At 66.8% G+C, this 16,646-nt stretch carries 16 protein-coding genes; 2 read left to right on the forward strand and 14 right to left on the reverse strand.

The window, feature by feature from the left end:
- A partial coding sequence (locus VGV58_RS21985) for an IS3 family transposase (protein WP_326876184.1) occupies positions 1-240 on the forward strand: 240 nt, incomplete at its 5' end.
- A gap of 379 nt (positions 241-619) precedes the next feature.
- On the opposite strand, the gene VGV58_RS21990 is transcribed toward VGV58_RS21985, so the two are convergent.
- The 13 genes from VGV58_RS21990 to VGV58_RS22050 form a co-directional block, all read right to left on the reverse strand.
- Positions 620-1,591, reverse strand: a complete 972-nt coding sequence (locus VGV58_RS21990) for a Bug family tripartite tricarboxylate transporter substrate binding protein (protein ID WP_326876185.1) — start codon at positions 1,589-1,591, stop codon at positions 620-622.
- 106 nt (positions 1,592-1,697) lie between these two features.
- Entirely contained in the window at positions 1,698-2,300 is a 603-nt protein-coding gene (locus VGV58_RS21995; RefSeq protein ID WP_326876186.1) for an NADPH-dependent FMN reductase, read from the reverse strand.
- Between the two features lie 29 nt (positions 2,301-2,329).
- The gene (locus VGV58_RS22000) at positions 2,330-3,703 is read right to left on the reverse strand and encodes an LLM class flavin-dependent oxidoreductase (RefSeq protein ID WP_326876187.1); all 1,374 of its coding nucleotides are present in this window, start codon (positions 3,701-3,703) and stop codon (positions 2,330-2,332) included.
- 44 nt (positions 3,704-3,747) lie between these two features.
- The gene (locus tag VGV58_RS22005; RefSeq protein WP_326876188.1) at positions 3,748-4,941 is read right to left on the reverse strand and encodes a CaiB/BaiF CoA transferase family protein; all 1,194 of its coding nucleotides are present in this window, start codon (positions 4,939-4,941) and stop codon (positions 3,748-3,750) included.
- Entirely contained in the window at positions 4,938-5,921 is a 984-nt protein-coding gene (locus tag VGV58_RS22010; protein ID WP_326876189.1) for an HpcH/HpaI aldolase/citrate lyase family protein, read from the reverse strand. The genes VGV58_RS22005 and VGV58_RS22010 overlap by 4 nt, the downstream gene beginning before the upstream one ends.
- Positions 5,922-6,015: 94 nt before the next feature.
- Entirely contained in the window at positions 6,016-7,017 is a 1,002-nt protein-coding gene (locus VGV58_RS22015; RefSeq protein WP_326876190.1) for a LysR family transcriptional regulator, read from the reverse strand.
- 359 nt (positions 7,018-7,376) lie between these two features.
- Positions 7,377-8,252, reverse strand: a complete 876-nt coding sequence (locus VGV58_RS22020) for an ABC transporter permease (RefSeq protein ID WP_326876191.1) — start codon at positions 8,250-8,252, stop codon at positions 7,377-7,379.
- Between the two features lie 3 nt (positions 8,253-8,255).
- Positions 8,256-9,176: an ABC transporter permease gene (locus VGV58_RS22025; RefSeq protein ID WP_326876192.1), complete on the reverse strand. Its 921-nt coding sequence runs from the start codon at positions 9,174-9,176 to the stop codon at positions 8,256-8,258.
- Positions 9,177-9,185: 9 nt separating this feature from the next.
- The gene (locus VGV58_RS22030; RefSeq protein WP_326876193.1) at positions 9,186-10,046 is read right to left on the reverse strand and encodes an endonuclease/exonuclease/phosphatase family protein; all 861 of its coding nucleotides are present in this window, start codon (positions 10,044-10,046) and stop codon (positions 9,186-9,188) included.
- Positions 10,047-10,048: 2 nt separating this feature from the next.
- Entirely contained in the window at positions 10,049-11,068 is a 1,020-nt protein-coding gene (locus VGV58_RS22035) for an ABC transporter ATP-binding protein (protein WP_414644051.1), read from the reverse strand.
- Positions 11,052-12,095, reverse strand: coding sequence for an ABC transporter ATP-binding protein (locus VGV58_RS22040; RefSeq protein WP_326876194.1), 1,044 nt, complete (start codon positions 12,093-12,095; stop codon positions 11,052-11,054). The genes VGV58_RS22035 and VGV58_RS22040 overlap by 17 nt, the downstream gene beginning before the upstream one ends.
- A 6-nt stretch (positions 12,096-12,101) precedes the next feature.
- A complete protein-coding gene (locus VGV58_RS22045; RefSeq protein WP_326876195.1) occupies positions 12,102-13,658 on the reverse strand; it encodes an ABC transporter substrate-binding protein in 1,557 nt (518 codons plus the stop codon).
- Between the two features lie 33 nt (positions 13,659-13,691).
- A complete protein-coding gene (locus VGV58_RS22050; protein ID WP_326876196.1) occupies positions 13,692-14,318 on the reverse strand; it encodes a DapH/DapD/GlmU-related protein in 627 nt (208 codons plus the stop codon).
- A 164-nt stretch (positions 14,319-14,482) separates the two neighbouring features.
- Here VGV58_RS22050 and phnF point away from each other — a divergent pair, with 164 nt between their 5' ends.
- Positions 14,483-15,208 (forward strand): phosphonate metabolism transcriptional regulator PhnF, encoded by a 726-nt coding sequence (phnF, locus tag VGV58_RS22055; RefSeq protein WP_326876197.1) that lies wholly within the window; start codon positions 14,483-14,485, stop codon positions 15,206-15,208.
- Between the two features lie 148 nt (positions 15,209-15,356).
- Here the strand turns inward: phnF and otnK are convergent, their stop codons facing one another.
- Positions 15,357-16,628, reverse strand: coding sequence for a 3-oxo-tetronate kinase (otnK, locus tag VGV58_RS22060; protein WP_326876198.1), 1,272 nt, complete (start codon positions 16,626-16,628; stop codon positions 15,357-15,359).
- Positions 16,629-16,646 lie beyond the last annotated feature (18 nt).

Below are 16,646 nucleotides of genomic sequence, written 5' to 3' on the forward strand. Positions count from 1 at the left end.
GAAAACGGCGTCACCTGCTCGATGAGCCGCTCAAGTAACGTCTGGGACAATGCTGCCATGGAGAGCTTCTTCTCATCCCTAAAAACCGAGCGCATCAGGGACAAGCGCTACCTGACCCGTGACGCGGCCCGGGCTGATGTGCTCGACTACATCGAGCGCTTCTACAACACGATCCGCAGGCACTCGACCATCGGCTATCTCAGCCCCGTCGAGTTCGAAAAGAAGGTCGGATTAGCCTAACCGACTGTCCACAGAACCGGCAGCAGGCCAAACATTGCCAAATCTCGCATACGGCATTCGTGATGCAACCGTGTCCAGATAGCCCAGATGTGACGCGGCTTCAGTGGCGGCTTCGGACCTATAATACGTCCTGTGTTCCAAGCCGGACGCGGATCAATCTGCTGAGCTTCGACAAGCATGACGCATCCTCCATCGGGATGCCGCATCTGAAATCATCATAATGCTTCCGCCGCTCGTGCGTTGCGCCAAAAGAAGACGTCGCCCCGCTGTCGGAAAGCGGGCTCCCACCGCCGCCGGTGGTGAAGGTGACGAGGATTGCGTGCGGAAACACATCGTCGGATTCAATGTACCTGAGGAGTGTGGGCTACATCGTCCCACCTTATGGCTTAAGATCGATCGCCTGGACGATCTTTCCCCATTTGGCGATATCGGCGACCACGAGCTTGCCGAAGCTTTCGGTGTTCGAGGCAAAAGGCTCGGCTCCCTGTTTGGCGAGCACGGCGCGGAAATCGTCCGCCTTCACGATCTCGTTGATGTCGGCGGCGATCCTGGCGACCAGTTTCGGGTCCATGCCGGGCGGCCCGAACACGCCCCACCAGGGCGTGACGTCGAAGCCCGGCACGCCCGATTCCGCAATGGTCGGAACGTTGGGAACCGCCGTCGAACGGCTCGCGCTCGTCACGGCCAATGCGCGCAGGCTGCCTGAATCGATCTGGCCGATGACGGACGGAATCGACGCGACGGCGCTGTCGATCTGGCCGCCGATCACATCCGTGATCGCCTGGGGTGCCCCGCGGTAGGGCACATGCTGGATGCGGATCTTCGCCGCGCTCTTGATCATCTCCGCGATCAGGTGATTGGCTGATCCCGGCCCCGCGCTGCCATAGGTGAGAGCGTCCGGCTTGTCCCGCGCCAGGGCCAGGAGCTCGGAGAAGGTCCTGGCCGACAGCTTCGGGCTCGCGACGACCATGAAGCCCGCCCGAGCGACCGTGGCGATCGGGGTGAAGTCCTTGACGGCGTCGAAGTTCTGGTTGGCGAGGACATGCGGGTTGATCGCCTGCGAGCCCTCATAGGTGAACAGCAGCGTATAGCCGTCGGACGGCGAGATCGCGACGCGCTGGGTGCCGATCGCTCCCGAAGCACCGGCGACGTTCTCGACGACGATCCCGTGTTTCCATTTCTCGCCGAGCTTGTTCGCCAGGGCGCGGCCGACCACGTCTGTGGTGCCGCCCGGTGCCTGCGGAACGATCAGCTTGACGAGGCGCGACGGAAACTCCTGTGCGCCGGCACCCACATGGCACAGGCCCGCCAGCGCGACGCCGAGCAGGATTCCGATCTGACGTTTGAGCATCTTGTTTCCTTCCCTCACAATTGTTGTTGTCCCATCGCACCGGTCTTGTGCCGGCTGCGGACAGTCTGGCCTGCCGCCCGAACGCCCCATCGCGCGCCGCGAACGGTCAGGCTGCTCCCTTCACGGCCGCCTGGTGCCGCCGTCCGGCGCCGGCGAAATCGGCGAGCTGCGCCGCCATGAGCTCGATCTGCGCTGCGGTGTGTTGATCGGAGCAGCTCCCGTCGTTGAACCGGACGATTGCCGAATTGAGCGCGATCCCGAGCGGGGTCGGCCAGCCGCGCAAGGCGTGGACGATGTTACGCAGCTGCGCCAGCACCATGGCCGGCCCCTGGCCGCCATAACCGCAGGCGATCAGGCCGACGGCGCGGGCGTGCAGATAGGGCGAGGAATCCCCGGCCGTCTCCTCGAGATAGTCGAGCGCGTTCTTCACCAGCCCCGACACCGCGCCGTGGTAGCAGGGCGAGGCGATCACCAGGGCGTCGGCCTGGCGTATGGCCGACAGGAACGGCTCCGCCGCCCGCTCATGCGTGCCCGGCTCGTAGAGCGGCAGGATGAGATCGCCTCCTGCGAACAGGCGCGTGCGGCAGCCGAGGGCCTGGACCCTGTCGAGTGCCAGGCGCAGGCTGCGCTCCGATGATGAGTCCGGGCGGGTCGTCCCGCCGATTCCAACAACCAGTGGCGCTTTGTCGATGACGGCGCGGCTGTTCATGGCGATCCTCCGGTGATCATGTCGGCGCCTTACTGCGCGGCCAGCGCGGGCTGCGGTCTCTCGCTGCGCCATGCCCTGGGCTCCGGCCTGGTCAGGCCCAGGTTCCCGCGCAGGGTGCTCCCCTCGTAGTCGTGGTGGAACAGTCCGCGCCGCTGCAGTTCCGGCACGACCAGCCGGACGAAATCCTCATAGGCCCCGGGGCTGTGCGTGGCCGAGATGACAAAGCCGTCACAGGCCTTCTCGAACCATTCCTGCATCTGGTCGGCGACCTCGGCCGGCGTGCCCATGAAGATCGGGAACTCGGAGAGCGTGCCGCGACCGCTGGCGCGGACGAACTCCTCGACCGTCGGATTGGTCTTGCCGGACATCCGGATCGCCCGGTCGCGGATGGCGCGCAGGCCACCGATCGCGTCGAGTTCTTCGTCCGTGAAGGCATCGCCCGGGGCCTTCCGGGAGAAGTCGTAGTTCAACACCTCCGAGAGCAGCGCAAGCGCGTCGGCGGGTTTGGCGAGACTTTCCAGATAGGCGCGCTTGTCCTCGGCCATCGCGCGGGTTTCGCCGACGATCGCGTAGACCGCAGGCGTGATGGGGGTCGCTTCCCGGCCGGCGGCCGCAAGCTGCATCTTCAGCTCGGCATAGGAATTCTGCCCGACGGCGAGGCTGGGATAGATCACGAAGAGCAACTCGCCCCAGCGCGTGGCAAAGGCCTTGCCGCGGCCGCTCTGCCCCGCCTGAATCACGACCGGATGGCCCTGTGGGGAGCGTGGGACGGTGAACGGGCCCCGCGACTGGAAGAACGGCCCGCGATGGTCGAGCCGGCCGACCCTGGCCGGGTCGGCAAAGACGCCCCCCTCGCGATCATGGACGATCGCGCCATCTTCCCAGCTGTCCCAATGGCCGAGGACCACCTCCATGAATTCGTCGGCCCGGTCGTAACGCAGGTCGTGTGCGAGATGCTCGCTGCGCCCGAAATTCGCCGCCTCGGAGTCGTTGAGCGATGTCACGACGTTCCAGGCGGCGCGCCCGCCGAGCATGAGGTCGAGCGAGGCGAAGATCCGCGCGACGTGGAAGGGCTCGTAATAGGTCGTGGAGTAGGTGGCGCCGATGCCGAGCTTCTCGGTCGCCAGTCCCATCGTCAGCGCCGTCATCATCGGGTCGAGTTTCGCTGCCCGGATGCCGTTGGCGACCGTCTGGACGAAATCGTCGCCGAAGCGGTCGGGGATCGCGAGCCGGTCGTCGAAAAAGGCGAGGTGGAACTTGCCGTGCTCGAGAACGCGGCCGATGTGCTCGTAATAGTCCTTGCTGTGCCAGTTCGTCGCCGAGGCCGCATGGCGCCACGATCCGGTGTAATTCGTGCAGTTCTGCGCCTGCATGAAGGCGATGAGCTTCATCTGACGTGACATGGACAAATCCTCCTGCTGTCGGTCGTGCTCGCCGGTCCCTCGGCTCAGACGGCGCCGGCAGCGCGCAAAGCCCCGATCTCGTGCTCGGTCATGCCGAGAATCCTGCCGAGGATTTCGTTGGTGTGTTCGCCGAGAGCCGGCCCGGCATGCTCAAAGGCCGGCGGCGTCTCGGACAATTTCGGAATGGCTGTCGGCAGAACGATCTCGCCGGCTCGCGTCGCGGTGCGCGCCATGTTCTCCCGCGCGGCGTATTGCGGATCTTCGAAGATGTCGGCGATCGAGTTCAGCGGGCCGCAAGGCAGCTCGCCCGCCTCGCAGGCTGCCATCACCTGCGCCGTGGTGCGCGTGGAGGTCCAGCCCTGGACGATGGCGTTGACCTCCTCCCGGCGGGCCAGCCTGGCCTGCATGGTCGCGTATTCGGGTTGCTGTGCGAGCTCCGGGCGCCCGATCACCCGGCTGAGCCGTTCGAACATCTTCTCGCTGGAGCAGGCGATGGCGACCCAGCCGTCCCGTGTCGGGTAATGGCTGTGCGGCACGACATTGATCGTGTCCGCCCCGAGCCGCTCCCGGACGACGCCGTATTTGTCGTAGGCCGGCGCGATCTCGTCGAGCACTCGGAAGACGGATTCGTAGAGTCCGAGATCGATCACCTGCCCGCCGACCTGGTCGACGGTCCGCAGCGCCATCATGACGCCGATCGCCCCCCACATGCCGGACATGTAGTCGGCCAGCGAGGTCGAGCCCGGCATGACCGGCGCGCGGCCCGGCTCGCCGGCCAGGAAGGAGAGACCGCTGAAGGCGTGGGCGATGCGGGCGAAGCCGGGCTTGCCGCGATAGGGCCCTGTCTGCCCGTAGGCGCTGATCCGCAGCAGGATCAGTTCGGGATTGACGGCTTTCAGTGCCTCGAAGCCGAGGCCCCACTTTTCGAAGGTGCCGGGCCGGAAGTTCTCCAGCACCACCTGCGACTTCGCGGCGAGCTGGCGGAACACTTCGGCGCCGGCGGGCGTGCCGAGATCCAGCGTGAGCGATTTCTTGTTCCGGGCCTCGCTCAGCCAGACCAGGCTGTCGCCGCATTCGGTGACCGTGCCGAACTTGCGCAGCGGATCGCCGCTGCCCGGCTGCTCGATCTTGATCACCTCGGCGCCGAAATCGGCCAGGATCGTGCCGCAGAACGGCGCGGCGATGAAGGTCGCGGCATCGAGGACGCGAATGCCGGCGAGGGGCCTTGCCGCGGTCATGACGCGGCCGCCGCCGTCTCGACCAGCTCGGCGCGCACCAGGACGCTGCGCGCGATCTTCTCGACGGCCATGTCGATCAGGACGCCGTCGCGGCCGAAGGCGCCGGCTCCATCGCGGTTGGCCCGCTCGATCTCGGCCAGGATGTCGCGGGCCCAAGCGACCCTGCGCGCGGGCGGCGAGAAGACCTCGTTGGCGAGCGCGATCTGCGAGGGGTGGATCGCCCATTTGCCCTCGCAGCCGAGCGCAGCCCCGCGTTCCGCGCTGGCGCGATAGGCCTCCGGATCGCCGAAATTGGCGAACGGGCCATCGATCGCCCGCAACCCGTAGGCACGGCAGGCATTGGCCATTCTCGCCAGCGCGAAATGGTACTGATCGCCCGGATGCCGCCACCTGGCGCCGGCTCTGTCGCCTGCCAGTACGGCGTAGCGCGGATCGGAGGCCCCGATCTGCTCGCCGCAGGTGCCGAGCTCGATCGAATAGTCGCCGACGCCGAAGATCATGGCTTCCAGGCGCGGCGAGGATGCCGCGATCGCCTCGACATTGGCGACACCGAGCGTCGTCTCGATCAGGACTTCGATCCCGATGCGTTTTTGCCGGCCCAGCTCGCGTTCGATGCCGCCGATCAGCGTGTCGATAAAGGCGACATCGGCAGGCGAGGACGCTTTCGGCAGCAGGACGAGGTCGAGCCGCGGCGCCTGTGTGACCACCTCGATGACGTCGCGCACGCCCCAGGCCGTATCCAGTGCGTTGACGCGGACCGCCATCGTCTTGCGGCCCCAGTCGACCGAGCCGAGCGCGGCGATCGCGGATGCCCGCGCCTCGATCTTGCGTGCCGGGGCGACCGCATCCTCGAGATCGAGGAACACCACGTCGGCGACGCCGGCTGCGGCCTTGTGGAAGAACTTGTCCGAGGTCGCGGGAACGGCCAGCTCCGAGCGATGGAGACGCCGCGGCCCGACATTGCTGAAATGGCTCGACATGATCTGGCTCCACCCTCCGCGACAGGGGAAAGGCTAGGTTCGCCCGATCATTTCGACAAACGGATTTATCTCAATGATTGATCAGATAAATTTCTCAATCTGGCGCGAGGAACACCCCGGTTCGGAACCGCGCGGCGATCAGGCTCGCCAGCGCATGGGCCGGCGGAGAGAGCGCATGTCCTTTCGAGGTGACGATGTTGAGCGTGCGTTCGATGCGCGGATCGACGATCGGCACGGCCCGCAACCCCGAGCCGAGGCGGGCGGGAATCGTGACCTTCGGCAGGATGGCGACACCAAGTCCGGCGCGGGCGAACGCGACCAATGTGTGCGCGTGCAGAATCTCGTATCTGATGTCGAAGGAAAAGCCGCGTGCGGCAAGCTCGCGCTCGAGGTCGCCGCGCAGCGTCGCCGCCTTCGAGTACATCAGCACCGGCATGCCGGCCAGTTTGACTAGCGGGATTTCCGTCAGGGCCCGGTCGTCGAACGCCTTCGGCAGCAGCGCCAGGATCGGATCGTTGGCGAAGGGGGCAAAGCTGAAATCGCCGGACCAGGGCACGTCCGGCCCGATGCCGAGTTCGACGTCCTGCCGCGCGATGGCGTGCAGCATCTCCTGGGACGGCAGCTCCCTCAGCGTCACGCGAATGCCGGGAAAGTCACGTTGATAAGCAGCGAGCACCGAGGGCAGGACGGTCGCCGCGAGGCTCGGTACGCAGCCGAGCGACAATTGTCCCGACTGCATGTCTGCAGCGGCCTTGAGCCGCTGCAGGCCCACCTCGATCTCGGCGAAGCCGCGGCGTGCGGCGCCGATCAGCATCTCGCCCTGCGGCGTCAGCCGCACATGCCGCGTGGTGCGATGGAACAGCTGCATGCCGATCTGCTCTTCGAGCTGCTTGATCTGCATGCTGACGGCGGACTGCGACCGGTGCACGAGTTCGGCCGCCTTGCGGAAGCTGCCGGACTCGGCGACCGCCAGAAAAACCTGCAGCGTCTTGAGATTGATCTGCATCTGCCCCCCAGGATCGGCATCGAAGTGAGCATAAAACCAGATTCCCACTTCGAACGTCTCAATAGCGACGGCCAGGCCATTGGTGGCCATGAGGGGACGGTCTTGTAACTCATCGTGACCGACAGTGACGAAGGCGAGTCTAGGCCCACCTAGCGCATGAGACTCGCCACATCACTCGGGGCAACGCTCAAAGACTAGTTGTCCTGAAGCGACATTCGCTTCCAGTCGGCGCCAAGAGCGGACGTTCGGCCCCTGCCGGGAAGCGGACCTGAAAGCGCTCCAACGAGCGTTTCCTGACCAGGACCACCTGCGGCCATTCGGCATTCGCGGCAGCTTAGGGCGTCATGCAAGATGCGCCGCCGAACGCCCCGTCCTCCAGGACCCGTCTGCTCGACGCAGACGGCCGGCACTGGGTCCCCGTTTGAAGAACGCTGCGCGTGTCCGGCCGTTCAGCGCAATCGCGAGTCGGCCATGTCGCGCAACCAATCCCCGATCAGGCTGATCGACAGCGTCGTGAGGACGACGACGGCTCCAGGCACCGCAGCCATCCACCAAGCGAGAGCGATGTAATTGCGGCTTTCGCTGACCAGCAGTCCCAGCGAGGTCAAGGGAGGCTGCACACCGAGCCCAAGGAAGCTCAATCCCGTCTCAAGGAGGATGATCTCCGGGAAGTTGATCGTCATCTGGACGATCAGAGCGCTCACGATGTTCGGCAGGATATGGCGCAGATAGATGCGCCAGGAATTGCCGCCGAGCACGCGAACGGCATTGGCATAGCCCGCCGTCTCGGCGTCGAGCACGAGCCCGCGCGTTAGCCGCGCATAACGCTCCCAGCCGGCGAAGCCGACGATCAGCACGAGCAGCCAGAAGCTCTTCCCGAAGAAGGCGACGGCCGTAATCGCCAGAACGATGAAGGGCAGCGAGGCCTGCATGTCGACGAGCATCATGATGCCCTCTTCCCACCAGCCGCGCAGGCGGGCGGCGAGCGTCCCGAGCGAAATGCCGATGAAGGCGCCGAGCAAGGTGCCGAAGAGTGCGACCACGATCGAGAAGCGGACGCCGTAGAGCGTCCGGCTCAGCACATCGCGCCCGAGATGGTCGCTGCCGAGCAGGAAGGGATTGTCGTATCCGAGCAATGCAGGCGGGCGCAGGCGCAGCAAGGGCTGCTGTTCCGCGTAGTCATAGGGCGCGATCAGCGGAGCGATCATCGCCACGATGACGACGAGCGCGATCCAGGCGAGAGAGACCGTGACGGCAAGAGGCGGGAGAGCCGGCCAGCGCAGACCGATCGCGGGGCGGGCAATGCGGACGGGATTTGCGCTCATCTCTCAGGCCGCCCTGCGAATTTTGGGGTTGAGCAGGCCATAGGCCAGGTCCACTGCCAGGTTGGCCGTGGTCATGCTGGCGGCGAACAGCATGACGAGTGCCTGCACGACGGCGAGATCGCGCAAGCCCACGACCTCGACCAGCAGCCGGCCGATGCCGGGCCAGCCGAAGACCTGCTCGACGATGATGGAGCCGCCGACGAGCCCGCCCAGCGAGAAGCCAATGATGGTGACGATCGGGATCGCGGCATTGGGCAGCACATGGTTCACGATCGCCGCATGCCGGCTTTCGCCCGCGGCGATCGCGGCCCGGACATAAGGTTGCTGGAGCACCTCCAGCACGGCCGCGCGGGTGAAGCGGGCGACCACGGCGGCACCCGATAAGCCGAGCGTCGCGACCGGCAGGATCAGATGGGCCGGCGTCGCGCTGCCCGAGCTCGGCAGCCAGCGCAGCCCGACCGCGAAGATGAAGATCAGCGCGACGCCGAGCACGAAGTTCGGCAGGCTGTAGCCGAGCGAGCAGATCAGCATCGCGATGCGATCGAGGCTGCGGCCGCGCTTCAGCGCGGCGAGCACGCCGCCCGGCACGCCGATGGCGAGCACCAGCGCGAAGGCACAGCCGGTCAGCGTCAGCGTCGCCGGGAGCCGCTCCAGCACCACGGTCAGCGCCTCCCGGCCATTGGCGAGCGAGCGGCCGAAATCGCCATGCAGCAGATTGCCGGCGTAGGCCAAATATTGCTCCCAGAGCGGGCGGTCGAGCCCCCAGCGCGCCCGGAACAGCGCGACGACCTCTTCGGTGGCGTTGTCGGGCAAGAGTTCGCGGGCGGGATCGCCGGTCAGCCGCATGAAGACGAAGGCGAAGGTCATCACCGCCCAGAGCGTGAGCAGCGCCCTGAGGAGCTTGATGGTCGTGAAGCCAAGCATGGTCCGCCGTCAGTCGCGGAAGGTGACGGCGAATGGCTGATGGTCGGAAGCGTCGGCGTCGGTCAGGACCTGCGTCGAAGCGATCCGGCCGGCAAGGCCCGGCGTCACCAGCACATAGTCGATGCGCTGGCCCGTTCGTGCGTTCCAGTCCTTGTAGAGGGTTGGGCCGCTATCCTCGGCGTTGCCGGCGGCGGCCCAGGCATCGACGAAGCGGTCGGGCAAGGCCAGCCGGCCATAAATCGGGCTGACCGGGCCGACGAGAACGGGATAAGCCGCGCTGTCCGGTGTCAGGTTGAAGTCGCCCATCAGGATGGCCTCGGCCGGCACGGGCGGAGGCGGTTCCTCGAGCCAGCTCGCATCCGGATGGTCGCCATGCGAGGCCGGGCCATCGCTGACGGCGCGGCGGTGAATCTCCATCACGATCCGGGCGTGCTGGAGCCGTTCCTCCTCGCACAGATGCGACAGATGCGTGCTGTAGACGCGCAGCAGGCCGATCGGCGCCTCAATGGTTGCTTCGGTGATCCCGCGCTGGATCGAATGGCCATTGGCCGGGTTGAGCTTCGGGAACAGGAAGGTCCGCGTCGTGATGATCGGCCAGCGCGACAGGATCGCATTGCCGAACTGGCGCCGGACGTTGCGGCCCCCCAGTTGCTTGTGGATGTCGACCGTCGCGCCATAGGCGACGTGATAGCCGCCGAGGCGCTCGGCAATGCGCTCCGGCTGGTGGATATTGCCCGAGCGCTCCCAATGGGCCTCGGCTTCCTGCAGCGCGACGATGTCCAGGCCGGCGAGGACATCGGCGGTCCTGTCGATGTCGTAGCGCCCGTCGCGGCCCTTGCCGTACTGGATGTTGTAGGTGGCGACGCGCATGGTCAAAGCCTCATGGATTCGAACGGTGGCGCCGCGGGCTTCCGCAGGGCGCTGAAATGGCAGGCGGAACTGCGCCCCGGCGCGGTCGCGTGCAGCGCGGGCCGTTCGCCGCGGCAGACCGCCTCGGCGGCGGCGCAGCGCGGATGAAAGGCACATCCGGGAGGAATGGCCGAGGCGCTGGGCGGATCACCCTTGAGTCGCAGCCGCGCGCCGCCTGGAGCCCGTTTCAGGCGCGGCACCGAGGCGACGAGGGCTTGCGTGTAGGGATGCGCGGGTGCGGCCAGGACTGAGGCGACCGGACCTTCCTCGACGATCCTGCCGAGATACATCACCGCGACACGGTCGGCGATGTGCCGCACCACTCGCAGGTCATGCGAGATGAAGACGCCAGCGAAGCCGCGCTCCCGCTGCAGGCCACGGATCAGGGCGATGATCTGCGCCTGGACGGAGACGTCGAGCGCCGAGACCGGCTCGTCGAACACGACGAAATCCGGCTGCGTCGCCAGCGCCCGCGCGATCACGACACGTTGGCGCTGGCCGCCCGAGAGCTGATGGGGAAAGCGCCCGGCCAGCTCCACCGACAGCCCGACGGCTGAGAACAACTGCTCGATCGCCGGCCGGTTCGCCCCGGCTGCCAGCGAGCGGTGGATCGCCAGAGGCTCGACAACCTGGATGCCGACGGGCAGGCGCGGATCGAGCGCCGCCATCGGATTCTGAAAGACGAGTTGCATCCGCGCGCGCAGGGCGCGTTGTTCGCGAGCCGGCAAACCCCGAAGGCTGCGGCCTTCGAAGCGGACCTCGCCCGTACTCGCGGGTTCGAGGCCGAGGAGAAGGCGGCCGAGCGTACTCTTGCCGCAGCCGCTTTCGCCGACGATCGCGAGCATCTCGCCGCGTTCCACCGCGAGGTCGACCTTGCCGACGGCAGCCACCGGCGGAGCGGCAGAGAACCAACCGCCGGCGGAATAGATACGTGACAGGCCTCGCGCCTGCACCAATGGCGACGCTTCAAGGAATGGAGACAAGAGCCCGCTCCCTGATTGCCTGTCGATGCGGACCGCACGATTCCGGCTGTGCCGGGGGAAGCTCGGCCCGGAGACAAGCCCAGCTTCGGCCGTGACGGCTGGTGAGCACTGGGGGGCGGATGGCGCAGTCGCCGATCGCCTCGCCACAGCGGGGCTGGAAGGGGCAGCCGGATGCGGCAGGGAGCCTGTCACCAGGCGTGCCGGGAATGGGTTTCGGTGGCTGGAGCGCCTCGATGTCCGGCATCGAGGCCAATAGGGCACTGGTATAGGGGTGGCGCGGCGAGGCCAGGACGGCGTCGGCGCCCCCCGCCTCCATCACTTTCCCGCCGTAGAGCACGACGACCCGCCGGGCCATTTCCGCGACGATGCCGAGATCGTGGGTGATCAGCAGGATGCCGAGCCCGCTTTCCGCCTGCAGTTCCTCGAGCAGGTCGAGGATCTGCGACTGGGTGGTGACATCGAGCGCCGTCGTCGGCTCGTCCGCGACGAGGAAGCGTGGATCGGCGGCGAGCGCACCGGCTATCATGACGCGCTGTGCCATCCCGCCGGAGAGTTCATGCGGGTAGGCACGCAGGATGCGGCGGGAATCGGCGAGCCCGACACGGGCCAGCATCTCGACCGAGGCCTGCGCGACCGTCCGGCCCGCGGCCGTGCCATGCCGCCGGAACTGCGCGCCGAGATAGCGGCCGACCGTCCAGCGCGGGTCGAGCGAGGCCTGCGGGTCCTGGAAAATCGAAGCGATGCAGCGCCCGCGCAGCGCGGCATGCCGACCGCTAAGCCCCGTTACCTCGATTCCGTCGAGCAGAACCTCTCCCTTGAGCCTGACGATGCCCTCGGGCAGCAGCCCGAGCAAAGCGAGTGCGGTCAGGCTCTTACCTGAGCCGCTTTCGCCCACCAGGGCGAGGATTTCGCCGCTGCGCACTGTGAGGTCGACGCCGTCGACCAGAACCTCACCGCTGCTCGAAGCGAGAGTGAGCCCCCTCGCTTCGAGCAGTGAAACCCCGCGTTGGCGTTCGGACCCGGCCATGCCCGGTCAGGCGAAGGCGAGGTTATAGGGCCGCAGATCCATGAACTCGAAGCTGACGGGCTTCCAGCGGATGTTGCTGCGGACGCCGTAGATCTCGGCGGGGCGATAGAGCACCGCGCCCGGCGCCTCGTCCTCCCAGATGTCGAGCAGGCGCTGGAAGGCGGCCTTCCGCTCCTCGCCGTCGGGCAGGCTGCGCACCTTGGCCGCGAGCGTGTTGAACTCCTCCGGCGCCTTCCAGCCATGCTCGTTCTGCACCGAGCCCTTCGGGCCCCAATCGGTCGGGAGAGGCGTGGTGGCATCCGGGAACTGGAAGCCGTTCGACCAGTTGCGGATCTGCATGCCGGGGGCCAGCACCTGGCTCCATTGGTCGAGGATCTCGATCTCGACATTGAGGCCGGCCGCCTTCCACATCTGCTGCATCATCTGGATGGCCGCGACGGAATTGACGTAATAGTCGTTCAACGTCCGGAACTTCAGCACCTCGCCCTTGTAGCCGGCCGCCTTCAGCAGCTCGCGGGCCGCTGCGGGATCGAGTTTGAAGCCGTGCCGCTTCGCGTCGTAGCTCGCGCCATATTGCGGGATCTGGAAGCCATTGGTGACGCCGGCGAGCCCGCCCCAGAGCGTCTTGTTGATCAGCTCGCGGTCGATGCAGAGATTGAGCGCCTGGCGGATGCGCTTGTCCGAGAGCAGCGGCGCATTCGACTGGTAGACCATCAGGTGCATGTTCTCGATCATGGCCGAGCGTGCCTCGACATGCGGCTGCCCCTTCAGCAGCGGCAGGTTGTCCGGCGTCAGCGCGCAGGCGATGTCGTAGTCGCCGCTGATGAGCCCGGCGGCGCGGGTCGCGACTTCCGGGACGACCTGGAAGGTGACGCGCTGGGCGGTCGGCCTGCCGAGATAGTAGTCGTCGAAGGCTTCGAGCACGACGCGGTCGCCGGGGATGAACTCGACGAGCTTGTAGGGACCAGTGCCGACCGGCTTCAGGCCGAAACCCTCCGGGCCGAGCTCGCGATAGCGCTTCGCGGGCACTACCCAGGCGATCCAGGAGGCGAGCCGCTTCTCCAGGCTGAAATCGTCGGCCCTGGTGCGGAAGCGGACGGTCCTGTCGTCGATCGCCTCGACGCTCTCGAACTCGGCGGAGAAGAGCGGCCCGCGCGGCACCATCGGCTTCGGCCCCCAGGCGCGCTCGGCGGAGAAGCTGAAGGCGACGTCCTTGGCCGTCACCGGCTCGCCGCTGTGGAAGCGGATATTGTCGGCGATCGTGACTGTGAGCGTCCGCCCATCCTCGCGCTTCCAGGCGGAGGCGATGGCGGGAACCAGCGCGGTGGCCGAGCCCGAGCCGTCGGCGAAGAAATCGCGCCGGATCAGCGTATCGAACAGCGCATTGGTGATGCGGTTTCCGACATTGCTGATGGCGTTGACGGGCTCGAGCGTGACGGGCAGCGCCTGCACCGCGATGCGCAGGTTCGGCCGCGAGACCTGAGCGGAAGCCGAGCTGAGGCGCGTGGCGGCCGCAAGCGCAGCGCCGCCGACGACGAGGTCGCGTCGTGACAGAAGGGTCATCGGTGTCTCCATCGGGTCGTTGAGGCGCCGCCCTCAGCGGGCGTCGTATGCCTCCAGGAACGCCTCGGCATCGAGGCGCTGGAAATCGGGGAACGCGGCCTTCAGCCGCTCGTAAGGCCAGTCCCACCAGGCGAGCGCCATGAGCCGCTCGGCGATGGCGAGCTCGTGCCGGCGCTTGATCGGCCTGGCGGGGACACCGCCGACGATGGTGTAGGGATCGACCGGCTTGGAGACGACCGCGCCGGCGGCGATCACCGCGCCCGTGCCGACACTGACACCCGCAAGCACCACGGCGCCGTGGCCGATCCAGACGTCATGGCCGATCGTCACATGCGCGTCGCGTCGCCACTGGAAGAAATCGGCATCGTCCGCTTGTGCGAAGCCATAGCGCTTGGCGCGATAGGTAAAGTGGTGCTGCGTCGCGCGCCGCATCGGATGATTACCGGGGTTGATCCGCGTCGCCGCCGCAATGGAGCAGAACTTGCCGATCGAGGTGAAGTTGGCCATGGCGTCGCGGTCGAAATAGCTGAAGTCGCCCATCGCGACTTCGTTGAGCCTGACGCGCTCGCCAATATCGACATAGGCGCCGAGCGTCGTGTTTCTGATGACGGCGGTCGAATGAACATGGCTGTCATGGCCGATGTCATTCGTATCTCGCACGGACTCGCTTAAGTTCATCGCGGGCAGCGCCTGAGTAGTTGAAGAGGTCCGTACCTCGTTGTACGCATCTCTAGGCAGCCCATATGTCACTCATGTGAAGGCGGACCGGGGCGAGGCGGTTGGGGATGGTGAGGGAACGAGGCCAGATGTACGCGCCGATACCGTTGGACGAGGCCGGGCAGGAGGAAGGCAAGGAACGCGGCGTGCTCTGGAAAGCCGTTGCCGCAACGCTGCGCGCGGAAATCCGCCAGCGGACGGCCGGGCAGCAGCTCGCGACCGAGAACGGCCTGGCCGAGCGTTTCGGCGTCAGCCGCTTCACGATCCGCAGGGCTCTGTCGGAGCTCGAGAAGGAAGGCATGCTCAGGATCGAGCACGGCCGCGGCCTGTTCGTCGCCGACACCGTCGTCCCCTACGCCATCGGGCAGCGTCCGCGATTCAGCGAGAACATGCAGCGGTTGAACCTGGCCCGGGACAGGCAAGTGCTCTCGATCCAGACGCACGTCGCCGATGCCGCGATCGGCGAGCATCTCGCCGTGGAGGCGGGCACGGAACTGCTGCGGGTCGAGACGCTTCTCTGGGTGGAGGGCCAACCGCTCGGCATCAACTGCAATCATTATCCGCTGGCGCGCCTGCCGGGTCTGGAAGAGGCGATGCAGCAGACGGCCTCCAGCACGGAGGCGCTGAAGCGCGTCGGCATTTCCGACTATACGCGCAAGAAGACCTGGATCATCGGCCGGCTACCGACCGAGCGTGAGGCGCGGCTGCTCAAGATCGCCCGCAGCCGCCCCGTCCTCGAAATGCAGAAGATCGACGCCGACAGCGACGGAACGCCGATTTGCTACGGTGTCGGCTGCCACGCTGCCGACAGAATCCAGTTTTTCGTAGAGTAGGCCCGGGGACGCAGGCGCGCCCAAGATGCCGGCCGGAGCGACACATGCGCCAGGAGCTGACCTTGGCGCTTTGCCCGAAAGCGGACCTCCAGCCTGAAGAGTGATCATGCGAGAGCGACGAACTGAGCTCGAGCCAACGCTTTGCTTGTCACGCCGCCCCCTCGAGGATTGCGAGTGCCCGGGTGAAGAAGTCGAACTGACCAAAATTGCCTGATTTGAGCGCCAGTGCCAGGCGACCGTCGCCACTCGAAACAGCGGGCACACCAGGTGCGATCTCGGGCCCGATGTCCAAGGATTCGAAGCCCAGCGCCGAAACTATCGCGCCGGAGGTCTCGCCGCCTGCCACGACCAGCCGTGCAAGGCCCCGGGAGGCGAGGAGGCTGGCGGATCGTGCGAACAACGCGTCGACTGCGCTCGCGACCTTGTCGGCGCCGTAGGTGTCTTGCAGCGCGCGGACCTCGGCCGGCGGCTGTGAGGTGCTGACCAGAGGGGCGCTCCCCTCGTGCCGCTCGACAAACGCCACGACGTCCACCGGCGTGACGAGCCCCCTGATGATCTCGTCGATCGACAAGCGAAGTACCGGATGCCGCTTTTCATGCTCCGCGATCTGAGCGAGCGTCGCGCGAGAGCAGCTGCCGGCAAGGATGGCCGCACGGCCCTTCGCTGGCCTGAAGGCTCGGTGTGTCCCGTCGACCAGCCCGGATCTATGGAAATTGCGCGGCAATCCCAGCGCTATGCCGGAGCCGCCAGTGACGAGCGGCGCGTCGGCACAGGCCTCGGCAATCGCCAGGAGGTCACCGTCGGTCAACGCATCGACGACGACCAGGACCTGGCCGGCATCGGCGCATTCTCGCAGCTGGCCGGCGATCTCGCGACTGCCGCCTCTCACGCGCGGCCAGGCCACGAACCCGACGGGATGACGAGACTGGGCTCGCAGCCATCGCCGCAGGTCGCTGTCGCTCATCGGCGTCAGCGGATGGTTCCGCAGACTCGACTCGTCGAGAGGCACGTCTTCGACGAAGAGATTGCCCATGTAGAGGGTGCGCCCCGCGGCTGGAAATGCCGGGCAGGCCACCACGCCCCGGACACCGAGCCTGTCGGCCAGCGCCTCGCCGACGGGGCCGATATTGCCTTCTTTCGTGGAATCGAAGGTGGAGCAGTACTTGAAGACGACCTGCCGACAGCCCTGCTCCTGCAGCCAGGCCAGCGCCTGCAGGGATTGAGAGACGGCCTCGGTCGGGGGAAGCGAGCGGCTCTTCAGCGCGATGACGCCCGCCTGGCAGTCTGCCGAGGCCCTGCCGGAAGGGATCCCGAGAAATTGCGTGGTGGCGAGGCCGGGACTGCCGCCGCCGCCCTTGGCCAGCGTATTCGCGATATCGCTCGCGCCGGTGAAATCGTCCGCGATGACGCCGATCAGCATGGCCGGCCGTCTTCGACC

The sequence above is a fragment of the Allobosea sp. genome, assembly GCF_035944895.1.
Lineage (GTDB): Bacteria > Pseudomonadota > Alphaproteobacteria > Rhizobiales > Beijerinckiaceae > Allobosea.